The 18,866-nt window shown below is 57.0% G+C and carries 20 protein-coding genes; 10 read left to right on the top strand and 10 right to left on the bottom strand.

All coding sequences use genetic code 11. The features are described from left to right. Positions 1–303: 303 nt before the first annotated feature. From QN359_RS17435 to QN359_RS17420, 4 genes are all read left to right on the top strand, one after another. On the top strand, positions 304–1,146 hold the full coding sequence (locus QN359_RS17435; protein WP_322251042.1) for a DMT family transporter: 843 nt from the start codon (positions 304–306) through the stop codon (positions 1,144–1,146). A gap of 512 nt (positions 1,147–1,658) precedes the next feature. Next, on the top strand, positions 1,659–2,297 hold the full coding sequence (locus QN359_RS17430; RefSeq protein WP_322250065.1) for a LysE family translocator: 639 nt from the start codon (positions 1,659–1,661) through the stop codon (positions 2,295–2,297). A gap of 115 nt (positions 2,298–2,412) precedes the next feature. Further along, the gene (locus QN359_RS17425; RefSeq protein ID WP_322250064.1) at positions 2,413–3,243 is read left to right on the top strand and encodes a DUF4062 domain-containing protein; all 831 of its coding nucleotides are present in this window, start codon (positions 2,413–2,415) and stop codon (positions 3,241–3,243) included. A gap of 187 nt (positions 3,244–3,430) precedes the next feature. After that, positions 3,431–3,772: a zinc ribbon domain-containing protein YjdM gene (locus tag QN359_RS17420; RefSeq protein ID WP_322250063.1), complete on the top strand. Its 342-nt coding sequence runs from the start codon at positions 3,431–3,433 to the stop codon at positions 3,770–3,772. A 15-nt stretch (positions 3,773–3,787) separates the two neighbouring features. On the opposite strand, the gene QN359_RS17415 is transcribed toward QN359_RS17420, so the two are convergent. Genes QN359_RS17415 through QN359_RS17390 form a run of 6 tightly spaced genes read right to left on the bottom strand, consistent with a single transcriptional unit; the run spans position 3,788 to position 9,609 of the window. Beyond that, positions 3,788–5,173 (bottom strand): tetratricopeptide repeat protein, encoded by a 1,386-nt coding sequence (locus QN359_RS17415; protein WP_322250062.1) that lies wholly within the window; start codon positions 5,171–5,173, stop codon positions 3,788–3,790. Between the two features lie 60 nt (positions 5,174–5,233). Beyond that, positions 5,234–6,628: a sulfite reductase subunit alpha gene (locus tag QN359_RS17410; RefSeq protein ID WP_322250061.1), complete on the bottom strand. Its 1,395-nt coding sequence runs from the start codon at positions 6,626–6,628 to the stop codon at positions 5,234–5,236. Then, a complete protein-coding gene (locus QN359_RS17405) occupies positions 6,625–7,608 on the bottom strand; it encodes an FAD:protein FMN transferase (RefSeq protein ID WP_322250060.1) in 984 nt (327 codons plus the stop codon). The genes QN359_RS17410 and QN359_RS17405 overlap by 4 nt, the downstream gene beginning before the upstream one ends. Before the next feature lie 14 nt (positions 7,609–7,622). After that, complete coding sequence (locus QN359_RS17400) at positions 7,623–8,432, bottom strand: DUF4198 domain-containing protein (protein ID WP_322250059.1); 810 nt, start codon at positions 8,430–8,432, stop codon at positions 7,623–7,625. 9 nt (positions 8,433–8,441) lie between these two features. Further along, entirely contained in the window at positions 8,442–8,954 is a 513-nt protein-coding gene (locus QN359_RS17395; RefSeq protein WP_322250058.1) for a DUF2271 domain-containing protein, read from the bottom strand. Between the two features lie 19 nt (positions 8,955–8,973). Beyond that, positions 8,974–9,609, bottom strand: coding sequence for a PepSY-associated TM helix domain-containing protein (locus QN359_RS17390; RefSeq protein ID WP_322250057.1), 636 nt, complete (start codon positions 9,607–9,609; stop codon positions 8,974–8,976). A gap of 195 nt (positions 9,610–9,804) precedes the next feature. On the opposite strand from QN359_RS17390, the gene glmU reads away from it, so the two are divergent. The 3 genes from glmU to QN359_RS17375 are packed head-to-tail and all read left to right on the top strand — an operon-like array spanning position 9,805 to position 12,226. Continuing rightward, entirely contained in the window at positions 9,805–11,163 is a 1,359-nt protein-coding gene (gene glmU / locus QN359_RS17385; RefSeq protein ID WP_322250056.1) for a bifunctional UDP-N-acetylglucosamine diphosphorylase/glucosamine-1-phosphate N-acetyltransferase GlmU, read from the top strand. Further along, positions 11,163–11,906, top strand: coding sequence for an AzlC family ABC transporter permease (locus QN359_RS17380; RefSeq protein ID WP_322250055.1), 744 nt, complete (start codon positions 11,163–11,165; stop codon positions 11,904–11,906). The genes glmU and QN359_RS17380 overlap by 1 nt, the downstream gene beginning before the upstream one ends. After that, a complete protein-coding gene (locus QN359_RS17375) occupies positions 11,903–12,226 on the top strand; it encodes an AzlD domain-containing protein (RefSeq protein WP_322250054.1) in 324 nt (107 codons plus the stop codon). Before QN359_RS17380 ends, QN359_RS17375 begins: the two co-directional genes overlap by 4 nt. A gap of 4 nt (positions 12,227–12,230) precedes the next feature. On the opposite strand, the gene QN359_RS17370 is transcribed toward QN359_RS17375, so the two are convergent. The 3 genes from QN359_RS17370 to QN359_RS17360 are packed head-to-tail and all read right to left on the bottom strand — an operon-like array spanning position 12,231 to position 14,406. After that, a complete protein-coding gene (locus QN359_RS17370) occupies positions 12,231–13,049 on the bottom strand; it encodes an SDR family oxidoreductase (protein ID WP_322250053.1) in 819 nt (272 codons plus the stop codon). Continuing rightward, positions 13,046–13,801, bottom strand: coding sequence for a class II aldolase/adducin family protein (locus QN359_RS17365; RefSeq protein ID WP_322250052.1), 756 nt, complete (start codon positions 13,799–13,801; stop codon positions 13,046–13,048). Before QN359_RS17365 ends, QN359_RS17370 begins: the two co-directional genes overlap by 4 nt. Continuing rightward, positions 13,798–14,406 (bottom strand): HD domain-containing protein, encoded by a 609-nt coding sequence (locus tag QN359_RS17360; protein ID WP_322250051.1) that lies wholly within the window; start codon positions 14,404–14,406, stop codon positions 13,798–13,800. Before QN359_RS17360 ends, QN359_RS17365 begins: the two co-directional genes overlap by 4 nt. A gap of 112 nt (positions 14,407–14,518) precedes the next feature. Here QN359_RS17360 and QN359_RS17355 point away from each other — a divergent pair, with 112 nt between their 5' ends. Both QN359_RS17355 and QN359_RS17350 read left to right on the top strand, forming a co-directional pair. Further along, entirely contained in the window at positions 14,519–15,202 is a 684-nt protein-coding gene (locus tag QN359_RS17355) for a Crp/Fnr family transcriptional regulator (RefSeq protein ID WP_322250050.1), read from the top strand. 33 nt (positions 15,203–15,235) lie between these two features. Next, on the top strand, positions 15,236–16,081 hold the full coding sequence (locus QN359_RS17350) for a transporter substrate-binding domain-containing protein (RefSeq protein ID WP_322250049.1): 846 nt from the start codon (positions 15,236–15,238) through the stop codon (positions 16,079–16,081). A 15-nt stretch (positions 16,082–16,096) separates the two neighbouring features. On the opposite strand, the gene QN359_RS17345 is transcribed toward QN359_RS17350, so the two are convergent. Beyond that, entirely contained in the window at positions 16,097–16,567 is a 471-nt protein-coding gene (locus QN359_RS17345) for an Lrp/AsnC family transcriptional regulator (protein ID WP_322250048.1), read from the bottom strand. A gap of 151 nt (positions 16,568–16,718) precedes the next feature. On the opposite strand from QN359_RS17345, the gene glmS reads away from it, so the two are divergent. Next, the gene (gene glmS, locus QN359_RS17340) at positions 16,719–18,536 is read left to right on the top strand and encodes a glutamine--fructose-6-phosphate transaminase (isomerizing) (RefSeq protein ID WP_322250047.1); all 1,818 of its coding nucleotides are present in this window, start codon (positions 16,719–16,721) and stop codon (positions 18,534–18,536) included. Positions 18,537–18,866: the final 330 nt, after the last annotated feature.

Raw genomic sequence — 18,866 nt, 5'->3', positions numbered from 1 at the left:
GCGACGCGATGGGAGGGGATGCAAACCCCTTCCAGAGTCTTTTCCATCGTCGCTTGCGACGATCCATTAAGTTGTTATTGCCAGGCGCATCATCAACTTAGTAGTCTGACTCGATGGGCATTAGGGAATTGCCGAAAAACACGGCTGATGTGAGCTTGCTAAAATTTCCGTACAAATTTGCTGCGCATCCGTCAGGCTGATTTTGCTGTTTAAGCATAGCTACGCGCCTGCCCCTGTTTTCGGCATCACCAGAAAGGAACTCTTTTGACTAGCCATGCACAAAATTTGCGTAGCATCTATGCGATGCTGATCGCTGTCGCCATGTTTTCGTTGATGGACATGGCGATGAAGCTGTTGTCAGCCCATTACCCGGCCATGCAGGTGACGGCGCTGCGTGCGTTATCCTCGCTGCCGCTGGTGTTGATCTACCTGGGCTGGCGCGGTGCCTTCGCTTCGATCCTCAAAGTTCGTTGGTCGCTACATCTGCTGCGCGGCATCTTGGGCATTACCATGATTACGACTTTTACCTACGGCCTTCAACGGCTGTCGCTGGCAGAGGCGTACTCGATTTTCTTCATTGCCCCGATGCTGATTACGGCGCTGTCGGTTTTCATTTTGAAGGAGAAGGTGGACCGGGCGCGCTGGTGCGCCATCGTGGTCGGCCTGGGCGGCGTGCTGCTAGTGCTGCGTCCGAACGGTAGAGAATTCTTTTCCGTCGGTGGTCTGGCGGTTCTGGCAGCGGCCGCCTGCTATGCCGTGTCGAACATCGTCGCCCGCGTGCTCAGTCGCAGCGATTCCAGCGAAAGCATGGTGTTCTGGCTGATTATCATGATGGCGATAGGCGGCGGGATCTTGTGCGCGCACGAGTGGATGGCGATCCGCGCGGAGGATTGGCTGCTCTTGAGCGGCCTGTCGCTGAGCGGCTTCCTGGGACTATTGGCGATCACCGAGGCTTTTCGCACGGGCAAGGCGTCGAGCGTCGCGCCGTTCGAGTATTCGGCGCTGGCCTGGGGCATGGGACTGGACTGGATCCTATGGCAAGTGCTGCCGACCTCCTACACCCTGCTTGGGGCGGCCGTCATTGTTGCCAGCGGCGTGTACCTGATCCGCCGCGAGAGCATGCCTGTGAAATCCGAGCATCTTTAAAACTGAGGTGGCCAGATCACGCCGCCCCTCTACAGAAAAAGCAATTGAATACGATTTGGCAAAGCATCCGTATTCTCGTCCGGTGTTCTTCTTGCCGCCTTGCGACGATCGATTAAGTTGTTCAAGTTGAGATATTTGGGGATCTGCATCAGCCGAAACGCGAGCGGAAATGTGCCGGGAGTAGTGGAACTTATCAGGTCCCGAATTATTTCAGCGATCGCGATCAGCTATTAGGTTTTTGCGGCAGCCTCTGAACGCCGAGGTTTTACGCGCACCTCTGATAGACAAAACATCCGCGCTTCCTTAAATGCATCCTGCAGATTAGGCGCATGTGCGTTGCCATTGGTGGACACTGAAACGACAATTGAGCTTTTGTTGCGATTGTTTGCCAATCAGCGGCAGCAAAATACCAAATCGGCCAGGCTTGTTGTTTAATCGAACATCGCGCCGTCGATTTGCGCAGAAGCCGGTAGAATCTGCTTTTTACTTGCTCCTTTTTCCTTGGATACTCTATGAAACTGCACACTTGGTGGCTGTTTGTGACGGCGACCTTCTTCATTTCGGCCGCACCGGGACCAAATATGTTGCTGGTCATGAGTCAGAGCGTGCGACATAATTTCCGCGCCTCTATGTGGAGCGCCGGCGGTTGTTTGACGGCCTTGTTCATCATGATGTCGGCTTCGGCGGCGGGTCTGGGAGTCTTGTTGCGCAGCGCGCCGGCTTGGTTTGATGCCTTGCGTTGGGCCGGGGCCTTGTATTTGGCCTACCTCGGCTACAAAGTCTGGACCGCGCCGGTCCATGCTGCTGCCGCGGTGGATAGCACGGCAGCGGTGGCAGCGGTGGCGAAGGTGCGACGCTGGGATTTATTCAAGGTCGGCTTTCTGACTGCCGCCAGCAATCCCAAGGCTTTGCTGTTTGCAGCGGCATTCTTGCCGCAATTTATTAATGCAAACTTGCCGCAATTGCCACAATTTGGCATTTTATTGGGCAGTTTTGCTGTTATCGAATTGAGCTGGTATTTGGTCTATGCCTTGGGCGGTTTCAAAATGTCGGCCTACCTCAAGCAAACGCGGGTCTTGAAAACCTTTAATCGTGTCACCGGCGGCGCATTCATTGGCTTTGCTGCGCTGATGGCGGGGATGAAGGCCTGAGATGGCGCACCACAAAAAAGCCGGCTTCTGCTAATATTGCTGACAGGTAAATGTCGCTGCATATTTGCAACTGGTGACGCTTTGCATTCCTTAAACGTTTTCGCTGAGAGATAGTATGTCCGCTAATATTTTTGTCAGTTCCACGCCGTTTGACCTTGCACTGCATCGCAAAAAAATTGCTGCAGCCTGTGCGCTCAAAGATCCGGCCCGCCCTGACGTGACGGTGCTCATGGCCTTGCCGGAAACCACATTGGCCGCGCGCTTGCAGATGGTGCGCAACGCCAAGGTCTATATTGGTATTTTTGCCATGGTATGCGGCGATGTCGATAGCAAGTCAAAAAAACCATTGCTGCAACTCGAATATGAAGAAGCGCTGGCGCATGGTATTCCGGTGCTGATTTACATCATCGATGAAGACGAGCATTTGGTTTTGCCTAAGCACGTTGATACTGGTGTCTCCGCGCAAAAACTCAGCGATTTCAAAACCTTGCTCAGTCAATCACAGCCAGTACGTTTTTACGAATCGGCTGACGATTTGGTAGCGAAAATTCAGAATGATTTGTTCCGCGTGATCAGTCTGCCAGTGGTCGTGCCGCCGGCGAAGCCGCCTGCACCGCCTGTGCCAGCACCGGCACCAGCACCAGCACCAGCACCGGAAGTGCCGCCTATCGTCAGCTTGGCCGCGCGCCGTTATGCGCTCAATCAGCCACGCTTTGAATTTTTCAAAGACAAGGTCAAGCATTTGTTCACGCCGGAATTGCCCGATCAAGTATTAAAAGACGTGCTCGAATATATTTTGGGTGGCAATACCATGTCGGCCTCATCGGCATTGTGTCGTGGTGCCAAGTTGCCGCTGGAAGATGCGATCGAAGAAGTACGCAAGACCGAACTGATTATTTTCGAAACGGTGCAGCGTTATCAGGCGCAGCTGTCCGAACCGAAGTAAGTTGCTCTCAACGAGTCTGTACGGCGATCGATGATCGCCGTTTTTTTTAGCTGATAGACTTGGCGAGGTTTGTGATGACTCAATAAATCGCGCTACTTCGGTCTTGCTGCCGACATAGTCGCTTATACTGGCGCTCCTTTTATTGCAGTATATTTAATGCGGCCGTTTGGCCGCCCGAGGAAGAATGATGGCTAGCATACCCGTCTGCCCGCAATGCGGCATGGAAAACACTTATCCTGATGGCGACAACTATGTCTGCGCCGATTGTGGCCATGAGTGGCCAGCAGTCGCTGTCGCTGCCAGTGATGACAGTGACGACCGCATCGTCAAAGATTCCAACGGCAATGTGCTTGCCGATGGCGATGCCGTGGTACTGATCAAAGATTTGAAAGTCAAAGGCTCGTCGACGACGCTTAAAATGGGCACGAAAATCAAGAGCATACGTTTAGTCGGCGGCGATCACGAAGTCGATTGCAAGATGGATGGCGGCAGTTTCATGCTCAAAGCCTGTTTCCTCAAAAAAGTCTGAAGTCAAATCGCTTGCTCAGGCAAGTTGTGCTGCCTGCTGCGCTTGCCACTCGCGCAGCGCGCTAGCCAGTTGCGGTGCCAGCGTGCCCCAGTCGCTATCTGGGGCTTGACGAAACAGGCGCGTCAGCGGGTACCACGGCGTGTCGCTGCGCGCGCTCATCCAGCGCCAGTCGCAGCGATAATCGGGTAGCAACAGCCAACATGGTTTGCCCAGTGCTCCGGCCAAATGGGCCACCGCACTGTCGACACTGATCACCAGATCGAGGTTCTCAATGAGGGCGGCGGTCTCGGAAAAATCACTCAATAATTCTGTCAGCACCACAAACTGCTCGCCGGCTGCGCGCTGTGCTTCGGCTTCGCCTTCCCCTTTTTGCAGGCTGACAAATTGCACGCCGCTTACTTCCAGCAGCGGGCGCAGCAGCGCGAGTGTGGCGATCGAGCGATCGGCATTATTTTCAAACCAAGGATTGCCTTGCCAAACCAAACCGACGCGCAAACGGCGCGGCCCCAAGCGCGCAGCCCAAGCCGCTGCCTTTTGTTTCTCGGCGTACAGATAGGGAATGGCGGCCGGTATCGTCGCTATCTGCGTACCGCAACAGCCGGGCAGGCTGGCCGGCGGTACCCAATAATCCCACGCGGCGCGCGCTACCTCCAATTCGTATGAAAACACCTGATCAAGCGCAGTCATGCTAGTGAATAAAGCCGTCAGTGCCGGGTGGCAGATCAAGCTCACGCTGGCGGCACCACGTTCTTTGAGCGTGTCCGCATAGCGGCAGAAATGGATCATGTCGCCGTGGCCACCTTCAAAGACGATGACGATGCGTTGCTCAAGCAAGCTTTCGCCACGCCAGCGTGGGAAGCTGAAATAATCGCTGAATAAATCTTGCCAGCTACGCGACTCCAAGGCGGCCCAGCCAGCCTCGAAACGGCCCTGACGCAGCAAGATATAACTGAGGTTGAAGCGCGCTTTCTGGTAGTCGACGTCGATGGCCAGCGCCCGTTGGTAGCACTGTTCGGCCGCGCGCTCGTGTTTGCAGCAAGCCAGCAAGACCCCGAGATTCGACCAAGCCGCGGCCGATTCGGGATGGCTTGCCACGGCATGACGGAACAGGGTTTCGGCCGCACTGAATTGCTTCATATGCAGCAGCACAGTCCCTAAATTGAGTTGCAATTGCAAATTGTCCGGCAGCAGCGTCAAGGCGCGTCGATATAATTCGGCGGCGCGGCTGAAATCTTGCTCTTGTTCTTTGAGGTAGCCGAGATTGGCCCAGGCTTCGCCGCAGTCCGGATCGTGTGTCAGTGCCGTGTGAAAGTCACGCGCCGCGCCGGCCGAGTCGCCGCTGGCCATCAATTGATTAGCTGATAAAAAAAACTGTTCGGCGATGGCAGCGGGATGGCTCATGATGGCGGCGGAAAAGAAGGCGATGGCGCTGATTGTAGCGCCGAATCGCTGCCGCCGATATCAATACACGTCGCGCCGGTAGCGACCGGTCTCTGTCATTTTCCGCAGCTGTGCCGACCCCAACACGGTTTGTAACACCGCGTCGACTGCTTCGGCCATACCGTCACGGCTGCCGCACACCAGTATCGCCGCACCTTGCTCTACCCACTCGCGCAAGCTGGTCGCCTGTTCTTGCAAAGCATGTTGGACATAGCGGCGCTGTGGCTGATCGCGTGAAAAACTGGTACTGAGTTGGCTGATCACGCCGCTGGCTTGCCAAGCTTCGATTTCCGCGCGATAAAAAAAATCGTGCGCCGCTTCGCGCTCGCCGAAGAGCAGCCAGTTAGTCTGCTGACCGGCGGCGGCTTGGGCTTTCAAACGGGCGCGCAAGCCGGCCATGCCGGTGCCGTTGCCGATTAAAATCTGCGGACCGGTGGGCGCGCCGTGGCAGCCCCCAGCTTGCGCGCGTATCCGCAGCGTGATCGGCGCCCCGAGTGCCGCCTGTTCGGTCAGCCAGGCCGAACCCGGCCCGAGCCGGCCGTCGTCGGCGCGGCGCTGGCGGATTAATAATTCGAGCTGACCATCGGCGGGTAGCGAGGCGATGGTATACGCCCGTAAAATGTTCTGCTCCGGGCCACTCAGTATTTCGGCAATATCACCGGCTTGCCAGTGTGGTGCAAGGTCCGGTGCACGCAGCGCCAGATGAAATACCGGCGCGCCTTGGCTGCCAGGATTGAGCTGCTGCCTCTCACACAAGGTCCAACTGGAAAAACTCGCCGGCGCGCTCGCGCCAAGTGCTGCGGGCGCGGCGGCACCGAGCGCTTGCAATTGCTCTTGCCATTGTTGCATGGCCTGCTGGTCGCCATCATCGATTTCGATTTTTGCGAACAAGGCTTGCGCTTGCTGCTGCATCAACCACTGTTCCAGTTGCTTGCCGAATCGGCAAAACTGGCGGTAGCGGCGGTCACCGAGCGCGACGACGGCGTACGCTAAGTCTGGCAAAGCCGCTGTAGTGCGCATCACCATTTCCTGAAAAGCCAGGCCGTTATCGGGTGCGCCGCCGTCGCCAGCGGTACTGACGATGAAAATCACACGCCGCTGCATTGCCAGATGGGCGCGCGTGAGTTCATTGAGTGGCAATAATTCGACCACATGCCCAGCCGCTTTGAGCTGCGCCGCCGCGGCGTTAGCCAGCGCCTGCGCGCTGCCCGTTTGGCTGGCATAGGCGAGGCAGAACGCCGCGCCGTTGGCGCTTGGCGCGCGCCGCTGAGCGAACCACAGCGCGCTGCAAAAACTCAGGTAGGCCGCGATCAGCGTGGCACGATACAGGTTCGCTGCCAACTGCAGTTGCAGGCACAGCAAAGCCGCCAGCAACAGCAGCACGGCCAGCGCATGCAGGCTACGGCGCGCGTTCATGTCAACATGGCGCGCAGCGCGCTGCTGGCGCTGACGCTGTCGTCATCGGCGCGCAGCAGCAGTGCGATCTGATGTTGTTCGGCATAGGCCAGTGCAGCGCTCGGTCCCATCACCATGAAGGCGGTGGCCAGCGCATCGGCGCTCATGCAGGAACGGTGCAGTACGCTGACCGAGCGCAGCGCATTGTCGACCGGCCAGCCGCTGCGCGGATCGATGGTGTGCGAGTACAGCCGGCCAGCATGTTCAAAATACTGCAGCTCGTTACCGGAAGTGGCAATCGCCATCTGGTACAGCGCCACTATGGGCGCGCGTTCGGTCGGCGCAGGCGTGGCGATTTCCACCCACCACGGCTGGCCATCTTGTTTGACGCCGGCACCGCGCAATTCGCCACCGATTTCGACCAAATGGTGCGCGATATCCCGCGCACTCAATAGCTCGCTGAGCTGATCAACCGCATAGCCTTTAGCGATCGCACTGAGATCGAGAGTGATGCCACCGGCTTGGCAGGCGCGCTGGGCCAGCGCGGAAAACTCCAAGCCGCGCCAGCCCGGACCGCTGCGCGCGGCGGCGATGTCGGCGGCGCTCGGTGGCGTGCTACGGCGTGGCTGCGGCCCGAAACCCCACAGATCGACCAGTTTGCCGGCCGTCGGGTCATAGGCCCCACCGCTTTGCTGCGCCACATACAAGGCGTGCGCCAGCACCTGGCACAGATGGGTCGGTAATTGGTGGACGCTGCCGGCGGCGGCGCGATTGAAACGACACAGTTCGGAAGCGGGATCCCAAGTACTCATTTGCCGTATCAATTCGTCCAGCAAGGCGGCGATGTCGCGCTGCAAGGCCGCTTCATCGCAGTCTGCTGGCAGCAGCGCTTGCACACTCCAACTGCTGCCCATGGTGGCACCGGCGAACTGGCACGGCCGCGCGGCCGCCGGCATGGCCGCTGGCCGCGCCGTCATTGGTGGAATCAAAACCTGACGCATAGCGGAACGGCCGCTTACTCGGGCAAGACTTCGAGCGTCAGCGCATAGCTGGCCACGCGTCGATTGGCTTGCGGCAGACTCTGTTTATTGTCGCTGACTTCGGCATTGAGCCACACCATACCGGCTTGTTTCCAGGTAAAGCTGAAGTTACCGTCGGCATCGGTGGTGACGCTCTGTTCATTGCTTTGCTGACGATAGCGTTGGCCGCCGGGTATCATTTTGACCGCTACGCCGGCGACGGCTTGACCATCGAGCAGCAAGCGAAAGCGTGCCGTTTCACCGACCACCAAATCGTTTGGGTGGGTCAGTACGCCCAGTTCCAAACCGGCACCGACCGCGTTCAGAGCCAAGCCGCCTGGCTTGCCCTTGGTGGCGATGGTTTCGATGCGTGCGTTTCTTTCGGTGATGACGACCTCAGTGGCACTGGCTGGAATCTCGGTGCTGAGATTTTCTTGCTTGCCGCGCCAGCGTTTGGTTTTTCCATTTTCTACATACGTGGCCGACAAGTTGCGCGACACCAGACTGATACGGTAAGTACCGGTTTGGGCCAAAGCCAGATCGAAACTGCTGCGCAAGCGCGCGCTGCGTACATTTTCAGCGGCCACCTGAGTGCCGTCCGGTGCCGTGATGCGTAGTTGATCGAGATTGAGTGGCATATGATCGAATTCAAACACATTCGTCGCCGCACCGGCGTCGACCGTAATCCACGGTGCCGTGCCAGACACCACCGTCGCCGAAGGCAGTAAGAAAGTATTGTGCGCGTGCGCGCTCACGGTCGCACACAGACACAAGGAGAAGGCAGCAAGATGGCGGGAGAGGGACATGAGGAATTCCTATTTAATGGTCAGAGAAATGTTGCCCAGCTCGGTCTTGCCTTGTGCTGAGACGCTCGTGCTGGTGGCTGGCCAGTGGAACGGTAGCTGTACCACTTCGCGTCCGCCACCTTCGCGTACTGCTTCGATCTGCAATTGGTAGTCACCCGGTGTCAGGCCGGCGAAGACCGCAGCCTGACTGGACAGGCTCAGAGTTTGCACGCCGCTGGTACGGGTAGCGCTGCTGAGACCGTCGATTGGCAAGCTCAGTTCGCGGCCGCTGCGGCGCCACCACTGGCGCAAATCTTTCAGCCATTTAGTGCCTTCGCCATCGGCTTTTTTGATGTCATACCATAGCGCCAGATTGCCGGCAAAAGTATGGTCGGGCCGTTCCAGCCAGATCGCCACATACGGCTTGTGGTATTCGGCGATGGCCATGCGCGGCAGTTCGAGGCTGATTTTGATTTCGCCAGCATGCGCCAAGTTCGGCGCTGCCAACAGGCTGCCGATGGCAAAGGGTAAGAGTTTTTGCATGAAAATTCCCAGGTTGAAATCAGTGCAGCAGGCTTAATGCCAGCAGCGGTAACAGTAAGCCGAGCAAAATCAGCGGCCAGGTCAAGGGCCGTTGGCCAGCGTAAATTTTTAACATGACAAAGCCGGTGATGCAGAAAATCAGGCACAGCACGGCGAACAAATCGATTAACCAATTCCATGCCGGACCAGCATGGCGGCCCTTGTGCAAGTCATTGAGATAGGCGATCAAGCCGCGCTCGGTCAATTCATATTCCCAGGCGCCATCGGGCAGTGTTACGCGCAGCCAAGCGTCGCCACCGGGGCGCGGCAGCGCCAGATAAACCTCGTCGGCCGACCACTCAGCCGCTTGCGCGCTGACGCTGATGCCGGCCGCGCTGCCAAACCAAGCGCGCAGCGCTGGCGGCAGCGCCGCCGTGCTCGAAGCCGGCGTTAACAATTGCGCCAGCAAGGCCGCTGGCACTTGTCCATGCCGGGTGCTGATGTGCGGCTGGGCTTCGATTTGCGCCGCGTGATTCAGCGTAATGCCGGTGCCAGCAAAAATCAACATCGCTCCCAAACACAGGGCAGAGCTGAGCCAATGCCACTGGTGCAATTGCCGTATCCAAAAGGCGCGACTGCCGCAGCGCAGCCGCTGCATCAAAGGAAAAAGAGCCATCGATTATTGGTTGTAATGAGAATGATTCGCAATTATAGATTAAATTCGCTTAGCGCTGAGGCAAATCATTGTGACGGCATGTAAATGAGCCTGCGCTCAAGCAATTTTTCGCTTCGATTTCCTAAGCTCGACAGACTGCTGGCGGGCGCATGGTAAAATTACACTCTTCTGTATCCCATTCTTCTCGAGTTAACTATGAACGTCGTCATCCTCGCCGCCGGTATGGGCAAACGCATGCAATCTTCCCTGCCTAAGGTGTTACACGGCTTGGCCGGTAAACCTTTGCTCAGCCATGTCATCGATTGCGCCCGCAGTCTCGGCGCGGCTTCGATCTGCGTGATCTACGGTCATGGCGGCGAGCAGGTACTCAGTCGCGTGGCGGCCGATGATTTGCGCTTTGCCAAACAAGAGCCGCAACTCGGCACCGGCCACGCCGTCGCGCAAGCACTGCCGCTGCTCGACCTCAGCATGCCAACCATGATTTTGTATGGCGATGTGCCGCTCACCAGCGCGGCCACGCTGCGCCGCCTGATGGCCGTGGCAGGGGAGGACAAACTGGCGATTTTAACCGCCCACATGGCCGACCCGACCGGCTTGGGCCGCATCGTCCGCAATAATGGGGCGATCAGCGCCATCGTTGAACAAAAAGATGCCACTGCCGAACAACGCCTGATCAGCGAAATCAATACCGGCATCATGATCGTGCCGACCGCGCCGCTGACCGAGTGGCTGGCGACCCTGTCGAACCATAATGCCCAAGGCGAATACTATTTGACCGACATCGTCGCGCGTGCCGTTGCCGATGGCGTGCCCGTCGTCTCGGCCGAACCGGATGCGATTTGGGAAACCTTGGGTGTCAACAGCAAGGTTCAACTGGCGGAAGTAGAACGGATTTACCAAGCCAATCAAGCGCGTGCTTTACTCGAGCAAGGCGTGCATCTGTACGATCCGGCGCGCCTCGATATACGCGGCAGCTTGGTGTGTGGGCGCGATGTCAGCATCGATGTCGGCTGCGTGTTCGAAGGCAGCGTCACGCTGGCCGATGGCGTTACGGTTGGGCCGCATTGTGTGATCAAGGATACCCACATCGGTGCTGCTGCCTATATCAAAGCCTTTTCGCATATCGATCAAGCCAGCATCGGCGCGCAATCGCAGGTCGGACCCTATGCGCGCCTGCGGCCCGGTACCGAACTGGCCGAAGACGTCCATATCGGTAATTTCGTCGAAATCAAAAATACACAGATCGCCGCACACAGCAAGGCCAACCATCTGGCCTATATTGGCGACGCTAGCATCGGCAGCCGTGTCAATCTCGGTGCCGGCACGATTACCTGCAATTACGATGGCGTGAATAAAGCCCGCACCGTGATTGAAGATGATGCCTTCATCGGCAGCGACACGCAATTGATCGCGCCGGTTCGGGTCGGGCGGGGTGCGACCTTAGCTGCCGGCACCACGCTCACGCGCGATGCGCCGGCCGGTAAGCTGACAGTTTCGCGCACGCGTCAGGTTACACTCGACAACTGGGTTCGGCCGCAAAAACAAAGCAAATAATGTCGTTGCCAGGGCTCGCCGAACCGACTGATAAGCTTAAGCAACTGGCGCGCGGTGCGCGCGACACCCTGCCCATGCTGCTCGGTGCCGCACCGTTCGGCATGATCTTCGGTACCTTGGTGTCGGCCAGTGCCATGCTGCCCTGGCATGGCCAATTGATGTCGGGTGCCGTTTACGCCGGTTCGAGCCAGTTCATCGCCGTCGGTTTGGTCGCCAGTCATACCGGCATGCTGGTGATCTGGCTCACTACCTTCATCGTCAACTTACGCCACATGCTGTACGCGGCGACACTGCTGCCGCACGTGGCACATTTGTCGACGCGCTGGCGCTGCTTGCTCGGTTTTCTTTTGACCGATGAAACCTTTGCGGTGGTGGCCGGTCATCATCAACAAAATTTGAGCGCCACCGAGCGTCGTTACGCACATTGGTATTTTCTCGGCTCCGGCTTGGCCATGTATTTCAACTGGCAATGCTGGACACTGGTCGGTCTATTGTTCGGTACTTGGTTTCCGCAATTGCAGAACATGGGGCTCGACTATGCGATGGTGGCCACCTTCATCGCCATCATCGTGCCGCAATTACGCCGCATGCCGCAACTGGCCGCGGCGCTGGCGGCGGCCGCTTGTGCCTATCTGTTGCAGGGCTTACCGTATAAATTAGGCTTACTGGCCGCCGTCGTGGTTGGCGTCGTGGTTGGCATGGCCAGCAGTTGGCGTTCAGCCCTTGGCAAGGAGTCGCAATGAATTATCCCTTGCTGATCGCCGGCATGGCCGTTATTACCGTTTTGATCAAGGCGATTTTCTTTCTACTCGGCGAACGCCTGGTGTTTCCGCCTAGGTTGACGCTGGCGCTGAGTTTCGTGCCGGTGACCGTGCTCACGGCCATCATCACGCCGATGATACTGGCACCGCACAGGCAGGGCTTGGAATTGCATTGGCATAATCCGCAATTGCTGGCCTCGCTGGTAGCCGTTGCGGTTTGCTTGCTGAGCGGGCGGCAGATGCTGACCATCGCCGCCGGCTTGATCAGCTTTTTCCTGTTTCAGTGGCAGATGGCGCTCTGAAGTTTCAGTCCGGTCGCACTTCCTTTTTTAAGGCCGCCAGCGCCAGTTTTTCTACCAAAGCCGGAGCAATCAGCTTGAGCCAGCGCGCTAACTTGCCCTTGGCCGTCATCACCACCTCGCGCTTGCCTTGCTGCATGCCGGCGATGATCAGCCGCGCGCATTGTTCCACCGGCATGGCATCGTCTTCTTTCAGGCCACTGCTGCCCGCCGCCGCGCCCGCGGCGTTATAGCCATGGTAGCGAATCCGCGTCGCCACCACGCCCGGATAGGCCAGGGTGATCTGCACCCCGGCTTCGCGCACCTCGCTGCGCAAACTCTCAAAAAAGCCATTCATGGCAAATTTGCTGGCGCTGTAAGCGCTACGACCGGGCACGCCGATCAAGCCGGCCAATGATGAGACCGCCACGATATGGCCAGCGGCTTGGCGCAAATACGGTAGTGCCGCATGGGTGCACCACACGCTGCCCCAAAAATTGATACGCATCAGCTCCTCATACCAGCCCAGATCGCTCACCTCCGCCAACAAGGCCTGCGCGGATTTACCGGCATTATTGATCAGCGTATCGATGCCGCCGAACTGTGCCACCGTGGTGGCGATCAAACGCCGGCATTGGCTTTCCTCGCTGACATCGGTGGGCTGCACCAGGCAAGTGCTGCCGTAGGCGCGGCATTGTTCGGCCACCTGCTGCAAGGCCGTTTCATTGCGCGCCGCCAGCACCAGCGTCGCCCGCGCGCCGTACTGCTGCGCCAATTGCCGCGCCATTTCGGCACCGATACCGTCGGAGCTGCCGGTAATGATGATGACAGGAGCAGCGCGACTCATGAGCGGTAACTTTGATCAAGCCGCTCCAACTTGCGGATCAGCGAGGGCCAAACGAAGGCACCGCCGAGGCCGCCGGTTTGCACCCGCATCGCTTCCGACACCCCTTTAACGATCAGCGGGTTGACCTGCACCAGTTCGCCGCCGGCTTGCGCCGCCAATTGAATTTGGCAGGTCGCTTCAAACGTGTACATCGACAGAAAGGCATCGGCGATCGACTTACCGACGGTCAGCAAGCCATGGTTACGCAGCATCAGGAAATTGGCGCGTCCTATATCCTCTTGCAAGCGCGGTTTTTCTTCATCACGGAAGGCTACCCCCTCGTAATCATGGTAGGCCAGCGAGGCGAGCACAAACGTCGATTGCTGCGACAAGGGCAGCACCCCGCATTTTTGCGCGCTCACCGCCACCCCGGCGCGGGTATGCGTATGCAAGACGCATTGGGCATCGTCACGCGCGGCATGCACCGCACTGTGAATGACAAAACCGGCCGGATTGACCGGGAAGGGCGAATCGATCAGCTTGTTACATTGCTGATCGACCTTCACCAAGGATGAAGCGGTAATTTCATCGAACATCAAACCGTAAGGATTGATCAGGAAATGGTGTTCATCGCCGGGCAGACGTGCACTGATGTGGGTAAACACCAAGTCACTCCAACCGTACAGCGCAACCAGACGATAGCAGGCCGCCAAATCTACCCGCAATTGCCATTCTTCCGGGCTGACTTGGTCTCGCAACGATGGGATATTCATGGGGTTTCCTTGGTAGTGGTGGGCTTATCGCTGGCGACAATGCTTTGGTAAATACTGTTTTTCGGCCGCGCTAACAAGCGCTGCAACATCGGTTCGAACTCAATGAGCGGAAACGTTTCAGCATGCGCATCGAACGAAGGGTTATCGTAGAGCGCACAAAATTCGGCCGTGCGCTCGAATTGCGGGTGGCTGCGAAATTGCTCGCGCATATCGCGATCCATGCCGATATGATGAAAGAAGTAATGGCCTTGAAAAATTCCGTGGTGCTGCACCATCCAGAGATTTTCTTCGCTGACAAATGGTTTGAGTATCGCGGCGGCGATGTCAGGATGGTTGAAACTGCCCAGCGTGTCGCCGATATCGTGCAAGAGCGCGCAACAGACGTATTCTTCATCGCGACCGTCACGCAGCGCGCGCGTGGCGGTTTGCAGCGAATGGGTATAGCGATCGACCGGAAAACCGCCATAATCGCCCTCCAACAATTGCAAGTGCTTAATCACTCGCTGTGGCAAGCTTTGTGTGAACTGCATGAACTCAGCGCCGATCAGTTGCCAGTCTTGTGCGCTGCTGTTATCCATGCGGGTAAAATCAGCATGATGTTGCATTTGTCTCACTCCCGATTATTTTTATGTCTTCACCATAGCGCGACGGGTAGAATCAGACTGTCAAATATTTTACAATTGCTCGCTCCATTCCTCTTCTTGCTCAGGATTGCCCATGTCCGCGTATTCGCCAACCGACATGCTGACTCACTTGTCGGCATTTTCCTGGTTCAGCGGCCTGCCTGCCGGCTTGCGTGAGCAGGTCTTGGCCGCTACCGAAAGCCGCCGCCTGCAAGCGGGAGAAATGCTGTTTCGTCAGGACGATGCGCCGAGCAGCTGGTTTCTGCTGCTACATGGTCGCATCAAAATGTCTACTCTTAATGCCGATGGTCGCGAAGCGATCCTGACGATACTCGACAGCGGCACCTGGTTCGGTGAAATTTCACTGCTCGATGGCTTGCCACGTACGCACGATGCCACCGCCCTCGGCTCGGCCGAACTGCTGTGTCTGCACCCGGCCGCGTTTGCCCTGTGCCTGGCCGATGCGCATTTTGCCGCTGGCATCGCCACGCTGGTGGCGGGCCGCATGCGGCTGTTATATGGCATCGTCGAAGATGCCCATTTGCGCACCTTACGCGCGCGCGTGGCACGGCGCTTGCTGCTGTTGGTCGGCCCGTTGCCACTGTCGAATCGGATTCCGGTGTCACAAGAATCGCTGGCCATGATGTTGGGGATGAGCCGGCAAAGCCTATCCAAAGAATTAAAATTTTTGAGCGACCACAAAGTGATACGATTAATCTACAGAGGTATCGATATACTCTCGCTGGAAAAATTGACGGCATTATGTGAAAAACACTGAATCACTTCCTGTAACAGGGATGAGGAAATAAGCTTGACCACCACTTGCCACACAATACGCCACCGCTGCGCGCGTAGCCTGCTGCGGCTTGCTCTGGCTGGCCCGCTCATCTTGGTCGCATTCTCGGCGCTGGCCGATTGTGCGCGCGTCATCGAGGTGCCATTGGCACCGATCGGGCTCAGCGTGACCAGTTCTGGAACCCTGCTCAGCGGGATCTATCCGGAGCTGCTCGAAACTTTGGGTGCGCGCGAAAAATGCCAGTTCAGCTTGGTGCCAGTGCCGCGTTCGCGCCAGGAATTTTTGTTTGAAAGCGGTCAGGCCGACATGCTCATTCCGGCTTCGCGCACGCCGAAACGCGATCAACTTGGCGTGTTCATACCCTTGGTACGCAACCGCGCCATGTTGATTTCGATTCGCGCGCCACGTGTTCCATTTAAAAATTTCCAAGAGCTGCTGGATGCAAAGAGTAGTCGTGTGGCGGTAGTGCGCGGTTTCGATTATGGCCCAGCCTACCAGGGGCTGCTGCTGGCATTGCAGAAACAGGGCCGCTTGGTACAAGAAGTCGACGCCATCTCGCTCGCCCGCTTGCTTAAATCAGGAGTGGTCGCTTACACCATCATGGCGCCGTCGATTTTGGCCGGATCGGTGCAGGCCGATGCGCGTATCGAAGATCTCAGCGATAAACTGCAATACGATGCCATGCAAGAACTGCCATGGGGCGAGAGCGGCCTCTACCTGTCAAACACGGCACTCAATGAGCAAGAGCGCGCGCAGTTACAGGAAATGTTTCAGCGCAGCGGCGTGAGTGACTTGGTATGGAAAGGCTTTCAACGTTACTACCGCACCGAAGTGCTGAAGGAAAGCATACGCCCGCTGTGAGTCGGGCTCCTGGCTTCAGATGGCAATACGGGTTTCAAATTTACTGCGGAAAATAGAAAAAAAACTGCGCACATTGCGAATATTGCTGTGGCCGGCGAACAGGCGATGTGCCAGTGCGTGGTAAGCCGCCATATCAGCGACCTGAATCACCAGCACAAAGTCGGGGCCAGGCGAGACACGGTAGCACTGCTGTACCGCGATGTCACTGGCTACCAAGGCTTCGAAGGCAATGAGTTTTTCGCTGGCTTGCAAGTCGAGGGTAATTTCGACGATGGCCGTCAGGCTGCTGGCGAGCTTTTCGGGTGCCAGCAGCGCCACCTGACGGGCGATCACGCCCTCGTCGGTCAAGCGTTTGACGCGGCGCAGACAAGTCGGAGGCGAGGCATGTACGCGCGCCGCCAGTTCGTGGTTACTGATGGCGCAATCCTGCTGTAATTGCAACAAGATGCGTTTATCGAGTTCATCTAAGATCGTCATGCTTGTCATAAAAATTCAAAATCACTCAATTAATGAAATAAAAAACCATATATTGATTGTAGTAGCTGTTTATTCCATATTCAATCGTATTTTGAAATATAAATTCATCGCAAACGCTTTAGCATAGCGTCATTCTCATTCCACCTTCCACGGAGTTCCTATGTGCGGTATCGTCGCAGCAGTAGCCCAACGTAACATCACCCCCATTCTGCTGGAGGGTTTGAAGCGCCTCGAATACCGCGGCTACGATTCCTGCGGCGTCGCGCTGCACGTCGATGGCCAGTTACAACGTTCGCGCAGCACCGCCCGCGTCACCGAATTAGAAGCGCAAGTAGAACAGCGTGGGCTGGCTGGCTTCACCGGCATCGCCCATACGCGCTGGGCCACGCATGGCGTACCCTCATCGGCCAACGCGCATCCGCATTTTTCGCGTGAACGCATCGCACTGGTGCATAACGGCATCATCGAAAACCATGAGGAACTGCGCGCCGAACTGAGTGCCCTCGGCTATGTGTTCGAAAGTCAGACCGATACCGAAGTCATCGCTCATCTGGTCGATCATCTGTATCAAGGCGATTTGTTCGACACCGTACAGCAAGCGGTCAAGCGCCTCACCGGTGCCTATGCGATTGCCGTATTCTGCCGTGACGAACCACACCGCGTGGTCGGCGCGCGTCAGGGTTCGCCACTCATCGTCGGCGTCGGTATCGGCGAAAACTTCCTCGCTTCCGATGCCATGGCCATTGCCGGCACCACCGACCAGATCATTTATCTGGAAGAGGGCGATGTGATCGACTTGCAGTTGCAAGGCGTGTGGATCGTCGATGCCGAAGGCCGTGCCGTTCAGCGCCCAGTATGCACCGTGCATGCCCACAGTGGCGCAGCCGAGCTCGGCCCATATCGCCACTACATGCAGAAAGAAATTTTCGAACAACCGCGCGCGATCAGCGACACCCTCGAAGGGGTCGCCGGCATCATGCCGGAATTGTTCGGTGACGGTGCCTACCAAGTATTTCAAGAAATCGATTCGGTACTCATACTCGCTTGCGGTACCAGTTATTATGCCGGTCTGACCGCCAAATACTGGCTGGAATCGATCGCTAAAATTCCAGTCAATGTCGAAATCGCCAGCGAATACCGCTACCGTGACAGCGTGCCCAATCCGAAGTCGCTGGTAGTGACACTGTCACAAAGCGGCGAAACCGCCGATACCTTGGCCGCACTGAAACACGCACGTAGCCTCGGCATGCCGCACACGCTGACGATTTGCAATGTCGCGACCAGCGCCATGGTGCGCGAATGCCAACTCTGCTACATCACCCATGCCGGCGTCGAAGTCGGGGTCGCCTCGACCAAGGCCTTCACCACCCAATTGGCCGCCTTGTTCCTGTTGACGTTGACTCTGGCGCAAAGCAAAGGCCTGTTGTCGGACAGTGAAGAAGCCGCCCACATGAAAGCCTTGCGCCATCTGCCCGCCGCCATCAGTGCTGTGCTGGCGCTGGAACCGCAAATCATCGCCTGGGCTGAAATGTTCGCCAGCAAAGAAAACGCCCTGTTCCTCGGCCGTGGTCTGCACTACCCGATCGCCCTCGAAGGCGCACTCAAGCTCAAAGAAATCTCCTACATCCACGCCGAAGCCTATCCGGCCGGCGAATTGAAACATGGTCCGCTGGCGCTGGTAACCAAGGAAATGCCGGTAGTGACAGTCGCACCGAATGACGTCTTGATCGAGAAGTTGAAATCGAACTTACAAGAAGTACGCGCCCGCGGCGGCGAGTTGTTCGTGTTTGCCGACGCCGACTCCCACATCAAAGCCAGCGAAGGCGTACACGTCATCCGCTTGCCCGAGCATTACGGCCAATTGTCACCGATTTTGCATACCATACCTTTGCAACTGCTGGCCTATCACACCGCGCTCGCGCGTGGTACCGATGTCGATAAGCCGCGGAATTTGGCGAAGAGTGTGACGGTGGAGTGATTGGGTAAGCAGTGTAATTGACTATTCCCGCTTAATATAGTCGTAAACTGTTCATTACAGTCGTAAACTCAACCATTCGTAATTTATCTTAAAATCGATAAATTATTTAAACAAAAGCAAAAAAGCCCAATTTTTCTATTGGGCTTTTTTTAATCAAATTGACCTAACATCAGTTCTGACTTTAGTGTGATCCAAATGCATCGACAGAACTCGCTGCAATCCAAATTGATCGTAAGCGCTCCACCATTAACAACTGTAATGGTCTAATGTTTACGGACACCTCAATAGGAGGAATAATTACCTAAACGAGGAAAATAAAGATGACTGGGA

The organism is Undibacterium sp. 5I2 (genome assembly GCF_035019605.1).
Classification (GTDB): domain Bacteria; phylum Pseudomonadota; class Gammaproteobacteria; order Burkholderiales; family Burkholderiaceae_D; genus Undibacterium.
Note: the sequence above shows the minus strand (reverse complement) of the source record. Positions and strands in the feature narration are given on the sequence as shown.